A 20,449-nucleotide genomic window follows, 5' to 3' on the forward strand; every position below is an offset into this window, starting at 1 on the left:
ATGGAAGAGCTCTACGCCGAACTCCCCGAAAGCGCCCCTGCACTACCCAACACCCCGAACACGACCACCAGTTGATCCGCTACACCATCACGCGGGACGTCATCAGAAGCGGTCCTCCCCCGAACTGTCCCAGTCTCTTCTAAGCGCTTGGCCGCAGGTTCGAGTCCTGCCGGGGGCGCTTCGCTACACTCCGTGTTCCTGCAGGCCAGATGGGCCAAACGGGCTTCCGATGGCACTTCCAATGGAAGTTCACTACACACTAGTCCAGACAAGACCACCGCAGCCCTGCTGAGCATCGTCCCAGGTAGATGTGACTTTCAGGCCCTCTGCACATCCCGCAGGTTCGAGCCAGAGGGGTGAACTGCAGCAAGCATCTGTCACACTCCGTGGCGGGTCAGCGCCGATGATGGTGATCTCGTCGAGCCAGCCCATCGCAGTGGTGAAAGTTGCACCAGGCGGCAAGGGCGGAGATGCTCCCTACACAGTCGCCAAAGCGCAGGGGCGGGTAACCCACCGGACGCGGTTCAGCACGGCGTACAGGGAAATCGCCATCATGCTGGGCATCGCGAAGAAGACCGTGGCCAACAAGTTTCCTGTACACCAAGGGAAAACGTGCTCCGTTCGACGGAAGCCCAAGCCTGTCGCCTCGGCACCCCTAGGGGCGAAACAGCCGCGCGCCCGGCACGAACACTCCCCGGAGAGGGAAGGTCCGCGCCGGGCGCCCCGGATGCCAGCAGAGCGGCCGCAGCGTTCATATGTGTCACCCGCGCTGGGGCCTCCTCTTTCAGCGAGTGCCACCGATGATTCATCCAAAAGATTCGTTCATTTCGGATTGATGGCACTGCCCGGATCAGGCGACCGGATCCTCGGCCAAGATCGCGTCGCGTGTCACCTCGAAGGCAGCCTCCGCTTCCGGATCACGTTCCATCATGCGCTCCCAGAAATCTCCTGCGATCCATTCCTTCGGCCCCAAGCTCAGCCCGCCTCGCGGATAGATCTCCACACCCCATTGGGAAGGGATGGAGTCGGACACCTGCTCAAAGTACTTCCCGCTGTACAGACCGGCGAGGTCGCCTGGCGAGTGCTCAATTCGCAGGGAGGAAGAACCATCACTCCGTACATGCAGCTCGAGTACGGCGTATTCCTGCCCTGGAATGAAGTGGTATCTGCCGTCAACAGGATTGGGAGGCGTGTCCGGGGCGCCTAGATAACGAACTCTCACTTCCTCGTCCCTCCGCCCAGCTTCACCTTGTAGTCGAAGTAGTAGAGTTCTCCACTCACTTCATTTCTATAGAAGTGAATGTCGAAAGTTCCGTTACCTCCCGGGATGTTGAGTCGCGGAGTAGCATACTTACCCCACTGATCAATACCGCCGTGCGCCTCAAAATACTCCCTCAGATGGGTGTTTCCCATCTTGGAGCCCTCTTGAATTTTCGTGGAACGCGCGATGGTTTCCGCGGTGAGGTCACCATCCTTGGTGAACATTTTGGCCGCTGCAGCTGCATCGGCCTCGAACTCTAGCTGTTTCCCAAGCCGGGCCCCGTTAGCGGCGTTTGCCGCGCCCCCATATGCGGAGCCGGATGGCATGCTGCCACCTGCGGCGCCGCCTGTTCCTATTTCGGCTACGACTTCAGCGCAACCTGCAGGGTTGGCCAGGCACGCTGCGCTGATCTCCGGCCCGACAGCTGCAACGACCGGGGCTGCGACCACTGCCACCGCCACGACCGTGACGACGCCCAGCACAATCTTCTGCCAGGTCTTGAGCTTCGGGGTGTCCGGCAGATCGTGGGCGTTGGGGTCGTAGTGCGGGTTCGTACCCATGGCCCAGCAGGCGTTGCAGTAGCCGTCGTCCTGCTTGGGCTTGGGGTCAGGTCCCTTCTTGAACACGATCTGCGCCGACTTGTGGCCCCCATCCGTGCGGACGGTGATGGTCATGCTGCCGCTTCCGATACCGCCGCCCGTCTTCTGGTACTGGAAGGTCTGGGTGTAGGTCTGGGTGGAGTGGTAGACCCAGGTCCCGTTGGGGCCCATCGTCATGTAGTCGTGGTATGTGCCGCCCTTGCCATCGCTGCACCCGCGCTCGCAGTCCGTGATCGGCCGCAGGCCGGTGGGGTCGGACTGGGTGACCGGGGTGTTGTTGGCGTAGGCGTAGCCGTTGAGGGACTCGTGGTCCTCGGAAGCGAGGACGGGGTCGACGGAGAGGAAGCGTCCGGTGGCCGGGTCGTACTCGCGGGCGCCGACGTGGGTGAGCCCGGTGTCTGTATCGGCCGGTTTCCCGAGGAAGCCCTTGTCGTCGGGCCAGGCCGACGGTGTCGCGCCTCGCGCCTCGCCGAAGGGCTTGGTGTAGCGGCGGGTGACGGCCTGAGTGGTGGCGTCCACCGTCATCGAGGCCGTGCCGTGGTGGTCGTCGACCATCCAGGACAGGCCACTCTCGGTGCGGACGGCAGTGGCGTCGCCGGCCGGGTAGTAGCGCTGGGCGGTGAACTTCTTGGTGGCCGTGTCGTAGTGGAGTTCCTGACCGGCCAGGTAGAGGACGGTCTTGACGGGGCCGCGGCGGATGAGGAGTTCGCCGTTGGCGTCGTAGACGTAGTCGGTGTTCTTGGTGCCTTCGGTGAGGCGGGTGAGCTCTCCTTCGATGTCCCAGACGAGAGTCTGCGCAGTGCCGGTGGTGCCGTAGCGCTTGGTGGTGTTGCCCTGCTCGTCGTACTTGTAGTCCTTGGCGGTGTCGCCATTAACCGTGACGGAGGTCAGGGTGTGGGGCTGACCGGTGCCGTTGGCATTGACTGCGGGGTAGCTGTAGGCGGTTTTGGTGTCACCGGCGGTCTTGTGCTCGGTCTGGGTGTCGCGTAGCCCGCCAGGCTTGTAGGTCCAGCTGGTCCAGTACGGGGCCGGGCCGCCGAGGGCGCTCGCCGAGCGGGCGGTGGCACAGTCGTTGGAGGACGGGGTCCAGGCTTCGGTCAGACGGCGGTAGCCGTCGTAGGCGAAGCACTGGGTGTCCTTGCCGTTGGCCCTGTCGGTGATCGACTTGACATTGCCGGTGGTGTCGTAGACGTAGTCGACGTCGCTGGTATAGCCAGTGTTGGTCTGGTCGACGGTGTGGGTGTTGGCCAGCCGGCGGGTGCCGTCCTCGTAGCGGTTGAGGATCTGGAGCTGCTTGGCACCAGTGGAGGTGCCCAGGCGAGTCTCCTCGATCTCACCGTACGGCGAGTAGCCGATGTTCTGGACGTAGTCGGTCACACCATCGGTGCCGGTGAGCATGCCGAGGCCGTTGTAGCTGTTGGTGACGGTCTCGGCGGGCAGGCCGGCCACCGCCGGCATCGAGGTGGACTGAACGGTGCCGTCGATGTTGTAGGTGGTGGAGGTGGTGAACGTCTGCGGCGCGCCGCCGTCGGCGACCAGGGCATCGGTGGCGGCGATGACGGTCTTGGTGCCCTTGGGGCGGCCGAGCGCGTCATAGCCGGTGACGACCTGGGAGTAGATCTTGCCGGTGGTGCCGCCGACGTACCGGATCGCGGCGGTCGGCTGTCCCTTGGCCAGGGAGTCGTAGGTGAACTTGGTCAGCTGGTGGGCGTTGTCCTTCACACCGTCCCAGGTGCCGGTAGTGCGATCGAGCTCGTCATAGTCGGTGATCAGGGTGCGGGAGACGCCGTCGAGGGTGGTCGTGACCGTCAACGGTTGGTCGACGTCGTTGTAGGTGGTGGTGACAGCCCCCTTGTCGGGGTCGGTGAAGGTGGTCTTGCGGCCACGCAGGTCGTAGCCGTAGGTCCAGACCGCTCCATCCGGACCGGTCATCTTCTTGAGCTGACCGCCGGGGGTGTACTCGTACAGAGTGCGGGTGTAGTCACTGCCGGTTGGGACGGGGCCGCCGTACTCGCGGCGCTCGGTGAGCCTGCCGCGGGCGTCGATGATCGTCAGGGTGCCGGTGCCACCCGCGGCGGCGGTGACGGCGGTGCGGTCGCCCTGCTCATCGGTCTTGGTGCGCCACTTCTCCTGACCGTAGACCCGGAAGATCGATTCGGTGGCGCGGCCGGCGGCGTCGAAGACCGTTTCAGTGGAGGCGGGGACGGAGCCGGAGTAGGTGTTGGCCAGGGTGCCCGCGGGGGCGATGTCGTCGTGGACCTGACTGTTGGATATGTACGCCAGACCGCGGTCGTCGTAGAGGGTTTCGGAGATCACCCGGCCGCCGTTCGGCGCGGGGACCTGCTTCTGGCGGGACCGCAGCAGGCCGTCGAAGATCTCGTAGGAGCTGTTGTAGGTCTGTCCGTCGGCCTTGAGGGCGTCGGTGCGGACCCAGGTCTCCTTGTCGTTGTTGACGCTGTAGGCATAGACGGTGCTGGCGGCGTCGCCGAGCGTGCGGGAGCGGTCCGGCTTCCAAACCGACCGCAGGCGGCCGAGTGCGTCGAAGGACCACTCGGTGACGTTGCCGTTGGCATTGGTGGTCTTGGTGGCCGTGCCCCAGGCTGGGTCCATCTCGGTGGTGGAGGTGTAGAGCTTGGGGTCGGTGGTGGTCTTGGACGTCAGCGGGCCATAGCCGGTGTCGTCGGGGACGTAGGTGGTCTTGATCGTGCGGTTGAGGGCGTTGGTCGCGGTGAGCGGGCGGCCCAGCTTGTCGTAGGTTGAGCTGGAGACCTGCTGGTAGACGGGGGTCTTGTTCACAAGGTCGTAGCTAGCGACCCGGTAGGAGGCTGTGATCTCGCCCTTGGTGGGCGCCACCCCGACCGCCTGGCTGTCGTAGCCCGTGGTCATGTCGGAGACGACATCGTCGGGGATCACCGGGGTGACCGCGCACGGGACGCCGTAGGTCTCGGTGCGCGAGACCGCGTTCACCAGCCAGGCCGAGGTGTTGCGGGCGTAGGTGGTCCGTACGCACGACTCATCGCCGGTCTTGGCGGCGTCGCCGCTGTCTTCTACCGTGATCGGCATGCCGTACGTGGTGTCGTACGTGGTCTTCTGCGTGACGGTGCGGGCGCCGGTGGAGGTCTTGGTGCGCGTGACAGTCTCGCCGGCCTGGACGATCCAGGAGTCCGTGGTGCCCCAGCTGTAGGTGTGGCCGCCGGTCTTGTGGGACCAAGGGGTGTTGATAGTGCCGCTGAGTTCCTCGGCGCCGTTGTAGACGATGGTCTCGCGGACGAAGCCGGCGTACTGACGAGAGTCGTCGATGGCGGTGCCGGTGGAGTCGGTGACCTTCTCCACCCGGGCGGTGCCGTCGAGTTCCTTCTCGCCGTTGAGGCCGCGCATGTAGAGGGTGGACTTCTTGGAGCGCGGGCCCTCGGAGTTGCCGGAGGTCTCCACGACCTTGGCGTAGCCGCGCCACTGCGACCAGGTGCGGTTGGACGGCTTGGTCAGACCCTCGTCGTCGGCGTAGCCCCAGCCGGCGTTCTCGTAGTCGTAGTACTTCTCGTTGGTGTCGCCGTGCCCGTAGGGGTCGTCCTGGAAGACGGAGGTGACCACGTACTTGTGGAACCAGTCGGTGATCGGGGTCGCTCCGGACTGGGACCACTTGACCGGGTAGCAGCGGCGGGTGTTCTTGTCGATGTTCGCTGGCATGCTGGTGCCCCAGATGCAGTCCGGGTCGGAGTAGTTGACCGTGATGGTCGAACCGGTCTCGGACTTGATGGTGCGCACGCGCCACTTGATATAGCGCAGGGTGTCCGGGCCGCTGCCCTCGACATGGTTGGACAGCTGGATGCCGCCGAAGACGATGGACGGCATGGCGGCCGTGGTGGTGTTGGCCTTGCCGGTGTTCTGGATGGACTTCAGCCACAGGCTCGCTGAGGAGGCGTCACCGGTGTCGGGGAAGCTCTGGTCCAGGTGCCAGGTGTCCACGTCCCGCTGGGTGGTACCAGTGCCGGTCCAGACCGAGGTGGTGATGTCGGTGAGGCGCTTTCGGGTGAAGAAGGACGGGCCGATCTGGGTGGTGCACTTGGTGTCGGCCGCGCAGATCATGTCGAAGGGCACGTCGGGCCAGTTGGCCTTGGTGTCCGCCGTCAGGCTGGAGCAACCACCTGAGACGACGCAGCGCTCGGCGTAGCTGAAGCGGACCTGCTGGGCGGCCGGCTTGGAGTAGATCAGGTCGCTGCGCAGGCCGTAGTCGATGCGGTTGAGGTAGCCGCCGCGATTGTAGGCGGTGCCGTTGACGGCGGTGTCGGCGTTCTTGGAGTAGTAGTTCGTCTCCTTGCTGTACCAGTAGGTGGCGGCGTTGCCGTGCGTGTCCACGACGTAGTCCAGGTTCCAGCGCCAGGCCTGCTTGCAGAAAGAGTCGGCGAAGCCGGTGGACTTGTAGCAGGGCTCGCCGGAGTCGTCGCCGAAGACCGGCACGGTCCAAAGGGAGTTGGTGACCGGGTCGTCGTCGGCGGTGTCGGCGGTGCCCTTGTCGCTCCAGCCGGGCATCCGGTGCTTGCCGAAGAAGTACTGGATGCCAGACGCGTCCGTGACCTTCCAGTACTCGGTGTTGTCGTCGCCGTTGCCGGTGGCACCGGTCAGGTGCTCGACACGGGTGCCGTCCTCGTTCTTCAGCTTCCAGCTGCCGCCGGACGCCTGGGACAGGGCGGCGGTGTCACAAGCCGCCTTGTCGGCGCAGGTGTTGACCAGCTCGACCGCCTTGCCGTTGAGGACCAGGGTGGCGTTGGCGTACTTCCAGCACAGGTCGCCCTTGCCGGACTGGCCGTCGTCCTTGCACGAGCCATACTTGCGCTCGATGAAGGACTCGGTGATCGAGAAGCCTTCGCCGATCACCGAGGTCTGGTTGTTTTCCCCGGCCGTGCGGCCGTCCACCGAGGCGGAGTTGTAGGAGATGGACAGGTTCGGGGACGGGCCGGCCGTCGCCGGGGGAACCCGAAGCGGGTAGTTCCAGTTGAAGTCACCCGTGCTGCCGCCGGCCTCCCAGGTCGCGGACGGAGACAGCGAGGTGGCGCTGTAGTCGCTTCCGCCACCCGAACTGTCGGCTGCCGCCGCCAGCAGCATGGGGGTGCCGGACGTGAGAGTGCGGGCGGAGAGGGTGCCACTCAGGGTCTGGGACTCTGTGTCGTTGTCCGTACCCGTCACCGGAGTCTGGGTGCGGCAGGACTTCTTCGCCGGGGCGGTCAGCGCGCACGCCGGGAGCTTCACCAGGCGCAGACGGGGGCCGAAGTTGCCGCCGTAGACGTCGTTGAAGGAGGAGTAGTCCAGAGAGACCCGGAGCTTGTCGGTGTCACCGGCGGAGTCCCCGGATGCGGCTCCCGCCGGGTCGACAGTGAGCAGGACGCCGTTGACACCCGCCTTCTTCGTGGCCGACCGCGAGTGGACGCTGAGCGCCACCTTCTCGGCCGGACCGGTGGCCTTCGCCGCGGTCTTGTTCTTCGCCGTCTTGAGTGCGGGGGCGGCGGGCTGCTGTGCCAGCTTCACGCCGAGCTCGCCGACGGTGACGGAGGCCCGGCCGGCCGCCGGAACCTCGGCGGTGGCCTTCCCGGACTTCGGCCACGCGGCTTTCTCCAGCCGCTCACGAGTCTCGCGGGAGGCGGGGGCGGCCTTGTCCTTAGGGGCCTTGGACGTGCTGGGCTTGAGCACGCCCACCTTGTCGATCTTCGCGTCGGGCCGGTCCTCCAACTGCTTGCGGGCTGCCGGGGACTGGGCCTGGGCGGCGAAGTCGTAGCCGGAGGGAAGCACGACTTGCGGTAGGAGGGAAAGGGAGACGACGAGCGCACCGCGGCCAAGCCAACGGCGTATGACCGCCCCTGGCAAGCGGGTGCGGAAGGGTGTTGAAGACACGGTGATTTCCCGGTTCTCGGATAGGGGCAGGAGGCGCTCGGGCGTCGGCGTCGACGCCCGGGAGCGCTGGATGTCGTTGGCACGTCCGCGGAGACGCGCAGAGCGTTTCGAGCAGAACGGGACAGGACGAGACAGGACGGTCAAGGAGACCCGCCCTGTCCCGCCCCGCTGCTACTGCTGCTCGGTATTGCGCCGGTTGGCGATCGTGTCGGTGGAGGTGGCTCCGGCCCAGACGCGAACGCTGTCGATCGTTCCGGGGAAGTAACGCGCGGCAGCGCCGTTGATCTTCGCCCGGCCGATCTCGAACGCTCCGCCGCCCTGCCACAGGGCGGAGTACGGCACGCCGTCCTCATCGCCCATCAGAGCGCTGTCAACGTAGAGCTTGAGCGCGCCGAGCTTGGAGGTGTCATCGGGATCGGCTGCCGCCTGGGCGTCGTAGACGACCGTCAGCATGACCCGTTCGCCCTGGTTGGCCGTGGTGAGGGCGGTGGACTCGCTCTCGGTCCAGACCGCCCCGGTGCCGTCCTTGTCGGGGCGGCCGAACGTCCACCGGCCCTGGGTGCTGCCGGCCGGCTGCTCGTACCAGACGCCCCAGGAGGACTGGCTCGTCCCCGACTGGCCGAACACCTGCACCGCGTACGACTTGCTGGTGTCGGCGAGCTTGGCGGGATCCAGCGTCACCCAGGCGGTCGCGGTGAACGAGCCGGAGTCGTCGACGACCGGACCGGTGGCGGTGGCATACGCGCTGGTGCCGTTCAGGGTCATCGTCTGCGTGGTCGTGCCCACTTCACCGGTATCCGGGTCACCGGTGGTGAACTGGGTGAGCGCGGCCCCGTTGAGGGTGAGGCTCCGGCCGAAGCCGCTGGTGTCCGTGACCGTGGTGCCGGTCGCGTTGGCCATGTCCGAGGCGTCCCACTTGGCGACGAGCGCCGGGACCGGGTCGCCAGCGGTGCCATCGGACAGGTCCTCGTCCTCCAGCCAGGCGTCGTGGGCAACTTCGGTGTCCGCGAGCGCGCGGGACCAGGCCTTGACCTCGTCGATGGTGCCGGCGAAGTTCTCCTTGCCGGTCGCGGCGTGCCACAGCCGGCCGACCTGCAGACTTCCGGAAGCCTTCCACGGGGTCACTGTGAACGGCACCGGCTCGGCCTGCGGGACGCCGTTGACGTAGAGCTGGATCGTCTGTCCCGCTGCGTCGTAGACACCGGCGAGATGGGTCCAGGCGTTCAGGACCGGCGGCTTCCCTCCGATCGAACGGGTGATCGCGGGACTGGTGACGTCCGTCTGGTGCCGGTTGAAGATCCAGGCGTCGTAGGCCGTGGAGTAGTACAGCTGGAACCCTGAGGCGTTCGTGCCCGCTTGAGACAGAACGGTGAAGTTGACGTCCTTCTTCGCCAGGCGCGCCCAGGCCGAGACGGTGAAGGACTTGGTGGTGTCCAGCACCGCGCCGGAGGTGGCGAGGTACGCGCTCGTGCCGTTGAACTTCGCCGCGCCGGAGCCACTGCGGGACAGGGTGTCCCAGGTGGCCCCCGAGGAGGTCAGTGGGTGCTGGGTGGCGGTGGTGGAGTCGGTGAGGGCGTTGTCCAGGTGCCAGATTCCCGAGGGCTGTTCGGCGCCCTTCACCAGGAAGCTGTAGTAGCCGGTCAGTGAACTGTGGCTGGCCGCGTCGTAGGCGAAGACCTGAAGGGTGTTCTCGCCCGCCTGGTTCGGCGTGATGGTTTGAGTGGTGGCCGTGCCCTTGGCGACGGGGATTGCGGGAGAGAGCGCGCCGCTGTTCAGCTTCCATTTGTAGCTGACGACGTCGGACTGGATCCCGGCCGTGGTGCTGTTGGTGTCCGCAGGGGTGAAGGTGAACTTGCCCGGCGTACCCACCCCGCCCGCGGCCGGGTCGGTCTCGGCCGGCTTGTAGACGCCATCCGCGCTGGTCACCACTGGAGGCGGCGGCGAGTCGGTGTCCACCCTGAAGTAGCACCAGGACGACCAGGCCGAGTCCAGGACACCGGTGACGCCCCGGTCCGTCATGTAGTACGCCTGGGTCTTGACCCGCATCCGGTAGTCCGTCTGCGCCGGCAGATTGCTCGAGGGCGCCGCTGTGCGGGGGGCGTTGTCGGCCACCCAGGCGCCGTCCGGCGAGGTCGCGTACCAGGTACGGCTGGAGCCGTCGGCCTTCCACACCTCGAACATGGCGCGCAGCTGGGCCTGGCTGCCGTCCGCCGACTGCACCGAGGCCAGCATCTTCGGCGTGCTGTCGCTGGTGGCGAAGGGCAGCGTGGAGGCATTGCAGGCTCGCCCGGTGGTGCCCTGCTGGACGCCGTACGAGGTCGGCTTGCCCGGGTAGGACACATAGGTCACCGACAGCTTCGCGTCGTTGCGGAACCGCGCCCAGGCGCCCCCGTCGGTCTCGTCGTGCGCGGTCAGCGAGAAGGTGATCTGCGCTGCCTTGTCCGCGGCGTGGGACGCGAGCGTGGTCGTCAGGTTCTCGTTCGTCTCCTCGTCCACGTTGTCGCTGAAGCGCACCCAGTTCGCCGGCTGCGATGGGGTGCACAGGCCGCCCCGCCCGTAGGCCACGTTCTTGTCGCCCATCAGGTCCACCCCGGTGGGGCGGGACGACCAGGTGGTGCTGGAGGAGATGGTCTTGTCCACGCGGCTCAGGTCATACCAGTGCGGATCGCAGGTGAACGTCCACTCCTGGTACACCTCCAGCGTCGCGTCCAAGACCTTCTTGCCGTGGATCGACGAGAGCGGATACTCGAAGTACATGCGCTGGGTGTACGGGCTGTTGGAACAGAGGTAGCCGGCGTAGTTGGAGCAGCGCCCTACCCCCTTGTCCCCGTCGAACTCCCAGTACTTGGTGCCGTTGGAGGCCAGAGCCGTCCAGTCGCCCAGCGCGATGCCCTTGGTCGGAGGGTCGATGTAGAGCGGGAAGACGGTGTCCTCGCCGTGGAGCAGGGCCGGATCGGGCGTAATCTCCAAGGTGGTGCCGGCGATCTTGAGCGGGATCTCGGCCGCCACGTCACCGCTGCTTGGGGCTTCGGAAGGGGCCGGCTCGCCCTTGGCGGCGGGCAGCGGGGCCGTCTCCGGCTCGCCCTCCACCTCTGCTGAAAAAGCAGTGCGGGCGAGTTGCGTGGTGACATTGGCGGTGGCCGGGGTGTCACCGGCCGAGTCCCACATCCGCCCCGCCGGGCTCTCGAAGACAGGAGTGCCATCGCCATCGCGCGCAACGAAACCGCCGTCGGCCGTCGGGGCGATGTCTAGGCCGCCGCCGGAGACGGTCATCCTGATCGTCGCGAGCGCCGGGTTCTTCGCCGCCTCCGCGGTCTTGACCACGAGCACCGAGGTGTAGCCAGAGCTCAGCGCGGTCAGTTTCAGATCGACGTCCGGGAGGACTTCGGCATAGGTGGCGCTGTCGCCGTCGAGCCGCGGCTCGGGGAGCGCAGTGGGCCAGCCGAGCTGCAACTCGTGCCCCTCGTCCGCCAGCGTGACCAGTCCGTCCCCGCTGCCGCCGCCCGAGAAGGTGAGACCGGCCGTCGTGTTCTTCCCCCGCACAGAGCCGTCGGCGTCCCGCACGAGAGTGGTGTCGATGGCAGCCCAGGTGCCGTCGTCCTTCTGGGCACGGACCGGAGCCGCGTTCATCTCCTGCGTGAAGGTGCCGTCCGGGTTGGCGAAGACCTGGGACGACTCGGTGGTCGACTCGTCCACGGCCACACTCTCACCGGTCTCCGCCGCGAGAGCACTCGCCTCCGACTCCGGAGTCCTGTCAGCCGCTACCGAGGCGGCCCCGTCATCGGCAAGTGCCGCAGTCGCTCCGGCACTGACCAGCGGAACCGCACTCCCCAGGAGCGTGAGGACTACCACCCAACTCCGCGCGGCCTGACGCCAACCGCGCCCCCGTTGTTGCGTAAACACGCCCCACCCGTCCCCTTAGTTTTTCCTTAAAAGAAGCTGTGGGGATCATGTGTTGATCGCACATGCTGGTCAACGGTGTCGTGCATCACATTGAGTTCTTTCCGCCCTGCCGGTAACGCGTGACCATCGACGAAGAGGCTCCTGCCACGCGGCGTCACGACCAAGACCCATCGCGCTCCACGAACTTCGAGCACTACCCGTCAGCGATCAATCCGTCCATCGCGCACCTGCACCACCTCACCCGTCAACTGGCCGCGCATCCGCCGGAGATCGACTGCCTATGGCACGCCTTCTCGTGCCGGGACGGCAGGCCCTGCTGGTCTTGGCCCATCTGTGGCGTGACACCTACGCGCACCTGGCCTCCGGGGTCGACCTCGGGATCGCTACCGCCTATCGCTACATGCGCGAGGCCGTCGGCCACCCGGCTGCGGTCGCGTCCAGCCGCGCCGGGTTCATCAGGCCTTCTTCCTGATCGGACTGCTGGAGAAGACGGTGCTCTAACCGGTTGCCCGTGCGTCGAGAAGTCGTCACGCCCCTTCCCCGGCGACTGGCCGCGACGCCGCCCTCGACGCTCAATCCGGATACCGGCATAGAGAAACGGCTGGTCAGCATCAGTGCCTCTGATACCTGAGCAGCGGTCTGCAGTGATTCCTACTGTGGTCTGTCAAATGATGGAGCGACAGGCGAGAGGGATCAAGGTGCCGGGCTCACCATCCCCGGCCGGGAGCACCTGTACGGCATCGGAAGGCACTGAGAAAGTATTGCCCGACTCGGGGTCCCACAACGTCACCTGCCCATCGACCACACCGAACGTCCCGTACACCTGCTCGGGGTCCAGCCGGTTTCCGTACAACGGAAGTTCATCCACCGGGCCGATCGGAGCCACGCAGACCGGTCGGGGATTGGCGCCGTAGTAGTGATCCGGTACCCGGCCCGCTCGCCACTGCCGTACCGCGTCCTCGCCCGCCGCCGAGGCACCGTCCAATACGGTCACTGTCCACGCCAAGGTGATCGCCATGGCACCGGTCAGGGCGACGACCGGGAGGAGCAGGCGCAGCGTGCGGAGGCGAAAAAGGGGCCGCAGGTAGCCCCAGCAGGCCAGGAAGACGAGCGTGAGGGTTCCCGAGATGCCCAGCACATCTGCCGAGGCCAGGAACTGCCACGCCTCCGCGACATCCATCTCCTCTGCGCGGACATGAAACGCGGCACCGTAGAACGTGAACAGCACAGGGCTGAGCCCGCCGAAGGCCGGAATGGCCACCGGCAATAGCGCCACGAGCACCGCCACCAGAAACGGTCTCCGGCTACCCGCACGCGCCAGGTGCCGGATGCCTGCCGTGACGAACACCGCGCCTGCCAGGAGGAAGTGCATGCCGAGAGTCGTAGCCGGACTCGTCATCCAGGACACGAAGGCCGTGACTGCAAGGAGCGCTCCGCTGGTCGCAAGCGCTGCCAGCCATGCGTGCCACCGCTTGCGCCGGTGAACGACCACCTCCTCGTCGGACGGAGCATCTCCCTCGCCCCTGGCAGTCGTGCGGGGGCCGTCCGGCGCAGGCGGAGAGGTTCTGCGCCTGCGGACGGTACGGCGTTGACGACGTACCGAGGGAAGCATCACCGCTGCGCACCACCAGGTGAGCAGCGTCCAGGCCACCACCGCTGGCAGAGCCAGCCACCACGGGCCCGTGGTAATCGGGATGCCGAGTACACCCGCCGCCCAGCTCAGCGCCACCGCCTTCAGCACCCAGCGGCGGCTGTCTACCACCTTGGTCCGGCGCATTCCGTTGTGGGCTTGGACCCGTCGCGGGAACGGGGGACGTACCCGCCCGCGACCGGCGCACCGCTGGGCTTCCTCGTACGAACCGAACAGCACGGTCCCGGTGTCGTGGAAGCCCATGCTTCGCGCTCGATCGAACAGCCACCGCCTCCACGGGTTGGAGTGCGTGCTGCGCGGTGCGCAGACGAACCAGTGCGGTTCCTGGCGACGCTGCCTGCGCAGCATCCTCGCACTCACCGGCCGCAGGTCCAGGTGGGCGTCGTCCGCCAGATCCTTGACCTCCTGGACCGCCCACCGCTCCGGTCGGAGTCCGGAATCACGCCTGACGGGTATGGCGAGGGTGTAGACCGAGTTCCGGACCGCCTCATCCGGGAGAACTCCGCCCGGCGTACGGACCGCCGGGTACGCCGCCTCATCAGCGTCCAGCACCTCCCAGCCCATCTCCTCGAACAACGCACGTGCGGTTCTTCGGTGTTCAGCCGGCCCGATAAGCGCCGCCCCCACCCGGACGGTGAGTAGCGCGTCGCCGTGTCCCAGGTTCGTCTGCACGAATTTCCTCCACTCTCGTAGCCACGGGAGCGGGTCTTCCCTCGTGAACGGGGTCTCTAAAACTGAACCGCAGGTTCTCGGAGCGCTCTTTAAACCCGTCTCCACTCGATCGATTGAGAAGTCGATCGGTCAGAACCGCCGACTGGTTCCCGTGCCTAACCTGATGTTGGTCGGCCCCACGGCCTTCCCTTCCTGCATGCCGGGTCTGGCCTGGCTCCCGCACCAGTGACCTGTAGGTGATGGCCATGCAGAGTCAGAGTCCGCTAACTGAGAACGAACCAAGACACCACCAGGCCCTCCCTGACGAGAGTCCTGCAACGTGGCGGTACCAACAGCCGGGCCCCCGCGGCCGCCTCCGCTTCTCTGGCTTTGTGCGCGGCTCCACGGGCTGCCAGGAGTCGTGTGTCCACGCCGAGTTGGCCGAAGTCGTCTACGACCTCCTCGTCTGGGCTCAGACTGCCCGGAAGAGCGCCACACGGCGCTCGGCTGCGGATAGGGCGGGCAGCGCAGCATGAAACTTCTGGCAGCTGCACAGCCGGGATGGACGACGTCCGGCGTCGCACCGCGTGCGGATGGCCGTCGGAGGTGGCGATGACGGTGACCCTCGGCCTGGCCGCGGGACTGTCGGATGTGGCGGTGTCCCCCTTCGCCCCGCCCGGCGGGCTGCTGCACGGAGAGGTACGCCTGGCCTGGCTGGGGCGGTGTTCGACCCAGGAGCAACAGGACCCACGGCAGTCGCTGTTGCGGCAGTTCGAGCGATGCCGCTCCGCGCTACCGGAGGCATGGGTAGTCGTGTGCCACTTCTACGACGTGGAATCCGGCCGGCTTGCACTGGACCAGCGAGGACGAGGCGGGAGCATTGAGCGCTTCGACGTACCCATCGCTCGGGACGGCGGCATCCAGGATCTGCTGGCCGAGGCCGTGCACCCCGGCCGCCGGTTCGATGCAGTGATCTGCGAGAGCACCGCCCGGGTGGCGCGCCGCATGTTCGAGAGCCTGTCGGTGGAGCGGGCGCTCGAGCAGGCCGGCGTGCCGCTGTTCGCCTGGAACGAGCCCATCAAGATCGGGGGCGGGCGGGCCCAGCAGATCCTGCAGCGCCGCATCAACCAGTCAGTGGCCGAGTACGAGGTCTTCAACGCCCTGGAGACCTCCTGGGGCGGGCTGTGCCTGCACGTGCGCGAGGGTTGGAACATCGGCAAACCCCCGTACGGATACACGGCCAGGCGCTACCGGCACCCCAACCCGGTCAAGGCGGCCAAGGGGCAGACGAAGTCCCGGCTGGAGCCGGACGGCGCCCGCGCCCGCACGGTCACGCAGATCGCCCACTGGCGCCACCACGACCGGCTCGGCTACGCCGCCATCGTCGACCGCCTCAACGCCGACCCTGCCACCTACCCCCCGCCGGTCCCGCCCGGCGGCACCGCACGAGCCCGCGGCGCCTGGGGCAAATCCGCCGTCGCCGACCTGCTGCGCAACCCCAAATACACCGGCTACCAAGTCTTCAACCGGCGCGCCAGACGCTCCCGCAGCGGCGCCCACAACAACCCCACTCTGTGGGTGTGGTCACCGCAGCCGGTACACGAACCGCTGATCCCCAAGTGGATGTACGACGCCCTCACCACAGGGCGGCAGGCCGACCGAGGCTCCCGGGCCGGGAACACCATCAACATCCATCCGCAGACGAACCGCACCTACGTGCTGCGCGGCATGGTCCTGCATGCCTGCAACAGGCGCATGTTCGGCAAACACCGCAACGGCATCACCTACTACTGCTGCCAACCCCAGGCCAACAACCGCGGCCGACCCGACGCCTACGCCAGCCACCCCACGACCACATACATCCGCGAGGACCTCCTGCTGGACGCACTGGCCGCCTTCTACACCGACCACGTCCTGCGCCCTCACCAGCCCGATCTGCTGGCCACCGCCCTCGAACGCGCCCAGCATCGCAACGCGAGCCAACGCCAAGGCGAACGAGACCGCCTGCATCTGCTGGTGGACGACTTCGCCCGCCGCCAGCACAACCTCCTGCAACAGGCCCAGAACTGCACCGTCGACGACCCCTACGCCACCGCTCTCCGCCACACCTACAACGATCTGGAAGACCAGCGCGTCAACGCCCTCGGCGCACTCCGAACTCTCGGTACGACCACCTCTGCCGAGTCAGCCGACACCCTCGCCGAGCTTCTCGACGCCCTCCCCTACCTGGCCCGCCATCTCGCCGACGCCCCTGAACACCTGCAACGACGCCTGTTCGAGACCACCCAGCTCACCGTCCGCCTACACACCGACAGCGACGACATCTCCTTCCACATCACCCTGCCAGAGCAGCACCACCCGACCAGTACCTCGGCCGCTCTCACGGATGCAGCGCCGTGCTCATGAGTGACTGCGCCCTCCGTTCACGTGCGACCCATCCACCGTGTCCGGGATCCGGCCGGTCCGCCGCCAGCGGGCCAGAACAGCCCGCCCGTAGTTGTTCGTGCCCGCCACCCGATCCAACTCCGCGCCACTGGCCACCCGCCCCGCAGCCAACTGCCGCCGGAAGTGCTCCCACATCACCTCCTCCGCCGTCGCCCCAGCAGGCCGAGACCGACCATCGCTCACCGGCCGAGGCTCCGTACCCCCCGTCTCGCCACCGCCCGTCGGCTCTCGGCTGCTTCGCGCCCACTCTCGCCGCACAGTCCCGGTCTCGTCTCGCTCCACCGGGTCCGCCCCGCGACCGTCCGCTCCTGCCGTCTCTCGGTCCACCTGCGAGCCGCCGTCTCGCCGAGTCTCGTCGCACAGCCCCGACTGATCATCCGGACTCTCGCCATGCTCGCGACCGACGGGACGATGCACGAGCAACTCCACCGACAACAACAGGGCGACCGGCGGCCAGCCCGCCACCAGCATCGGCCGCCACGCGAGCGCCGGAGCGGCCGCGACATTCGCCGCCAACGACACCGCGATTCCAAGGAGGAATGCCAGCCACACCGCAGTTCGCGCTCGACGCCCCGCATTCGGAGACGAGTTCAGCAGACCCACCGTCGCAAGCAGCAACAAGCCATCCACCGACAACGGCCACAACGTCGCGCTCACCGCGTCCGCCCCGCCCAGCAGGGCGAACTCGCGCTGATGCACGTACGAGGCGTACCCGGCCACCGACGCCACCACCAGCGCACAGCCACGCCGCACCCACACCTCAACGCCGACACCCGTACCTGCGCCGCTCGGAGGAGCGTCACGGACACCCACAGACGCACCGCGCCGCGTTTCGTTCGGGGCGGTCACCGGGAACCACCTTTACGACGGCGCCGACACACCTGCGGCACCGCGACCGTGCCGGAAAGCACCAGCTCACGGCGGCTATGGGGCCGTACAGATGCTGTCGGTGCCCCGCCGGGGGCGCCCACTCCCCGCCCTCCCCTCGGGAGGGCGTTTTTTGCTGTTCAGGGGTGGCTTGCCGGATTCGGCGGAGTGGTTGCGCGGCGAGACCGAGGATCCGCCCCGGGCGAACCTGATGTATTCGCGGTCAGTTGACATAGTCGACGGCTCGCGGTGGAGGCGTGTGCGGGGCTCCGAGAATGCTTGGCATCCCAGAGCCCCTGCGGGCTGTCACGCTCGTGACGCGATCGGGATGATCATGACCACGGACAACTCCGCCCCGGAAACACCCAGGTCCCCAGCGGCCGCGAACACCCTGGCCGCCCGGCGGCGACCCGCCGAGGCGACGGGCAGGTCCCGCGCCTCGCGCCTGCCGTCGCTCACCGGCATGCGGTTCCTGGCCGCGCTCCTGGTGTTCTTCTACCACTCCTCCCTGCCGCGCCCCGCGGTCCAGCTCATGGGCGATCACGCGGCGTGGAAGGTGTACTACCTGGCCAGCTCGCAGGCGGGCGCGCTCGGCGTCACCTTCTTCTTCGTGCTGAGCGGTTTCGTGCTGACGTGGTCGGCGCGGGGGACGGACACCGCCCCCGCCTTCTGGCGCCGCCGCTACGTGAAGATCGTCCCGAACTACGTTCTGACCTGGGCCCTGTCCATGGTGCTCTTCGCCGCGGCGGTCACGCCGACCTGGATGGCGGTCACCAACCTCTTCATGCTCCAGTCCTGGATTCCCGACATCCATCTCAGCTTCAGCGTGGACACCCCCAGTTGGTCGCTGGGCGTCGAAGCCCTCTTCTACGCCCTCTTCCCGCTGCTGCTGCTCGGGGTCCGGAGGATCCGGGCGGAACGGCTCAAGTACTGGTTCGCCGGCACCTTCGCCGGCATCGTGGCCACCGCCGCGCTGTCGTACGCGCTGCTGCCCGCCTCACCCGCGCTGTCACTGCCGTATCTGAAGGGCAGCATCTCGACGTACCAGTACTGGTTCGCCTACGTGTTCCCGGTGCCCCGGGTCCTGGACTTCGCGCTGGGCATCCTGCTCGCACGGCTGGTGATGGCCGGGCGGTGGCGCGACATCGGGGTGGGGCGGTCGGTGCTGCTGCTGGCCGTCGGCTATGCGGTGGCCCTGGAGGTGCCGTACCTCTACGGGCAGATCGTCGTGTGTGTCCTGCCCGCCGCGGTCGTCATCGCCGCGGGCGCCATGGCGGACGCGAGCGGGAGCTCCACCGTGTTCAACCACCGGACGATGATCTGGCTGGGCGAGATCTCCTTCGCGTTCTATCTGGTCCACTGGATCGTGCTGGCGACGTCCCGCAAGGCCCTGGGCACCGCCCTGTTCTCCACGCCGGTGAGCATCGCGCTGACACTCGGTCAGATAGCCGTCGCCGTACTGCTGTCCTGGGCCGTGTACGTCTGGTTCGAGCGGCCCATCGTGCGGCGGTGGTCCACAGGCTGACCGCGCCGTCACGATCCCGCGCGTGGGGGGCCGGCTGCCGAGCCGGCCCCCCACATTCGTGCGTCCCGCATCCACCATCCGTCCGCCCGGCTGTACCGGCACTGCCGACGGTGCTACGCTCAAGATAGATTCTACGGAATATTATTCCGACCAATTGAACTGCTGATCGATTGAACCTCCGACCGAATGAACGACACCGATTGAACGAAGGGGTCACGATGGACCTCAAGCCCCTGTTCACCGACTTGATCCGCCTGGAGATCGAGTTGTGGGACGCCGTCGATGCCCGGCTGCGCGGCGATCTCGACCTCCAGCTGCGGAACTACCTGGCCCTGCAGGTGATCGGCACCACCCCGTCCTGCCGGGTGTACAACCTGGTGGAGCGGCTCGGGATCACCGTCGGCACCGCGAGCAAGGCCGTCGACCGGCTCGAGGACGCCGGCTGGTGCCTGCGCCGGAACAACCCGAAGGACCGGCGCTCGCCGATCCTGGAGCTCACCGAGACCGGGGAGAGCCTCCTGGACAAGGCGACCCTCAGCGTCGACGCCGAGCTGGCACTGCGCCTGGCGTCCCCGCTCGACGGGCAGGCTCTGGAGCAGCTGACCGCCGCGGTGGCCCGGCTGGTCCGCCCTTCCGGGACGGAAGAGAGGACCGCGTAGATGTCGGACCTCATGCGGGCGATCGTGCTGGACGCTCCCGGCCCCCCGCAGGCGCTCACCGTCCGCCGGATCCCCGTCCCGGCCCCCGTGCGCGGAGAGGTCCTCATCCAGGTGAAGGCGTTCGGCCTCAACCGGTCGGAGCTGTACACCCGGCTCGGCCTGTCCGGGGACGCGGTCACGTTCCCCCGCGTCCCCGGGATCGAGGCCGTGGGCATCGTCGCGGCCTGTCCCGGCGGCGAGTTCGACATCGACCACCAGGTCGCCGCGCTGATGGGCGGCATGGGCCGCACCTTCGACGGCGGATACGCCGAGTACACCTGCGTTCCGGCGCGCCAGGTCGTGCCCTTCGACAGCACGCTCGACTGGGGCACGCTGGGCGCGGTGCCCGAGATGCTGCAGACCGCCCACGGCTGTCTCACCCTCGGACTCGACGCCCGTCCCGGGCAGTCCCTGCTGATCCGCGGCGGCACCTCCTCGGTGGGCCTGACCGCCGCGGTCCTCGCCGCACGGCGCGGGATGACCGTCCTGTCGACGACGCGACGGGCCGTCGGCGCGGCGCTCCTGCGCAGGTACGGCGCCGAGCACGCCCTCGTCGACGACGGAGACGTCGCGGCCCAGGTGCGGGACCTCCTGCCCGAGGGCGTCGACACCGCCCTGGAACTCGTCGGCACCCCGACCCTGCGCGACACCCTGCTCGCCACCCGCGTGCACGGAGTCGTGTGCTACGCGGGCGCCCTGTCCCTCGAGTGGACGGTGCGGGACTTCGTCCCGAACTCCTTCATCCCGCACGGCGTACGCCTGACCGGCTACGGCGGAGACGCCCACAACCTCCCTGCCGACGTTCTCCAGAGCTTCCTCGACGACGTCCAGGAAGGCAGGGTCCGCCTGCCGGTCGGAGAGGTCTTCCCCTTCCACCGGATCGCGGACGCACACGCGGCGATGGAGGCCGGTACGGCGGACGGCAAGCTCGTGGTCACCGTCTGACGGCGGCCACGACACGGC

9 protein-coding genes and 1 pseudogene are annotated in these 20,449 nt (G+C 67.5%); 5 read left to right on the forward strand and 5 right to left on the reverse strand.

Translation table 11 applies throughout. The features are described 5' to 3' along the window. Positions 1 to 850: 850 nt before the first annotated feature. From IG08_RS60435 to IG08_RS0147940, 3 genes are all read right to left on the reverse strand, one after another. Complete coding sequence (locus IG08_RS60435; protein ID WP_158812378.1) at positions 851 to 1,033, reverse strand: hypothetical protein; 183 nt, start codon at positions 1,031 to 1,033, stop codon at positions 851 to 853. A gap of 185 nt (positions 1,034 to 1,218) precedes the next feature. After that, a complete protein-coding gene (locus IG08_RS0147935) occupies positions 1,219 to 7,644 on the reverse strand; it encodes an RHS repeat-associated core domain-containing protein (protein WP_234343171.1) in 6,426 nt (2,141 codons plus the stop codon). A gap of 273 nt (positions 7,645 to 7,917) precedes the next feature. Next, positions 7,918 to 11,448, reverse strand: coding sequence for a LamG domain-containing protein (locus IG08_RS0147940; RefSeq protein ID WP_043457093.1), 3,531 nt, complete (start codon positions 11,446 to 11,448; stop codon positions 7,918 to 7,920). Between the two features lie 502 nt (positions 11,449 to 11,950). On the opposite strand from IG08_RS0147940, the pseudogene IG08_RS60935 reads away from it, so the two are divergent. After that, positions 11,951 to 12,085, forward strand: a pseudogene (locus IG08_RS60935) (IS5/IS1182 family transposase); the annotation flags it as partial. A 228-nt stretch (positions 12,086 to 12,313) separates the two neighbouring features. Here the strand turns inward: IG08_RS60935 and IG08_RS0147950 are convergent. Next, positions 12,314 to 13,972 carry a hypothetical protein gene (locus IG08_RS0147950; protein ID WP_030619385.1) on the reverse strand — a complete coding sequence of 553 codons (1,659 nt, stop codon included), beginning with the start codon at positions 13,970 to 13,972 and terminating at the stop codon, positions 12,314 to 12,316. A gap of 591 nt (positions 13,973 to 14,563) precedes the next feature. Between IG08_RS0147950 and IG08_RS0147955 the strand changes: the two genes are divergently transcribed. Then, a complete protein-coding gene (locus IG08_RS0147955) occupies positions 14,564 to 16,357 on the forward strand; it encodes a recombinase family protein (RefSeq protein WP_199821089.1) in 1,794 nt (597 codons plus the stop codon). Here IG08_RS0147955 and IG08_RS62000 read toward each other — a convergent pair. After that, entirely contained in the window at positions 16,352 to 17,245 is an 894-nt protein-coding gene (locus tag IG08_RS62000) for a DUF2637 domain-containing protein (protein ID WP_234343172.1), read from the reverse strand. The two genes, IG08_RS0147955 and IG08_RS62000, sit on opposite strands and share 6 nt — an antisense overlap. Positions 17,246 to 17,597: 352 nt before the next feature. Here IG08_RS62000 and IG08_RS0147965 point away from each other — a divergent pair, with 352 nt between their 5' ends. The 3 genes from IG08_RS0147965 to IG08_RS0147975 all read left to right on the forward strand — a co-directional run bounded on the left by IG08_RS0147965 (position 17,598) and on the right by IG08_RS0147975 (position 20,431). Further along, positions 17,598 to 18,788 carry an acyltransferase family protein gene (locus tag IG08_RS0147965; RefSeq protein WP_078656037.1) on the forward strand — a complete coding sequence of 397 codons (1,191 nt, stop codon included), beginning with the start codon at positions 17,598 to 17,600 and terminating at the stop codon, positions 18,786 to 18,788. A gap of 218 nt (positions 18,789 to 19,006) precedes the next feature. After that, complete coding sequence (locus IG08_RS0147970) at positions 19,007 to 19,447, forward strand: MarR family winged helix-turn-helix transcriptional regulator (protein WP_043457112.1); 441 nt, start codon at positions 19,007 to 19,009, stop codon at positions 19,445 to 19,447. Then, complete coding sequence (locus IG08_RS0147975) at positions 19,448 to 20,431, forward strand: zinc-binding dehydrogenase (RefSeq protein WP_030619402.1); 984 nt, start codon at positions 19,448 to 19,450, stop codon at positions 20,429 to 20,431. Positions 20,432 to 20,449: the final 18 nt, after the last annotated feature.

It is taken from the genome of Streptomyces fulvoviolaceus, from assembly GCF_000718165.1.
In the GTDB taxonomy this organism is placed as follows: Bacteria; Actinomycetota; Actinomycetes; order Streptomycetales; family Streptomycetaceae; genus Streptomyces; species Streptomyces fulvoviolaceus.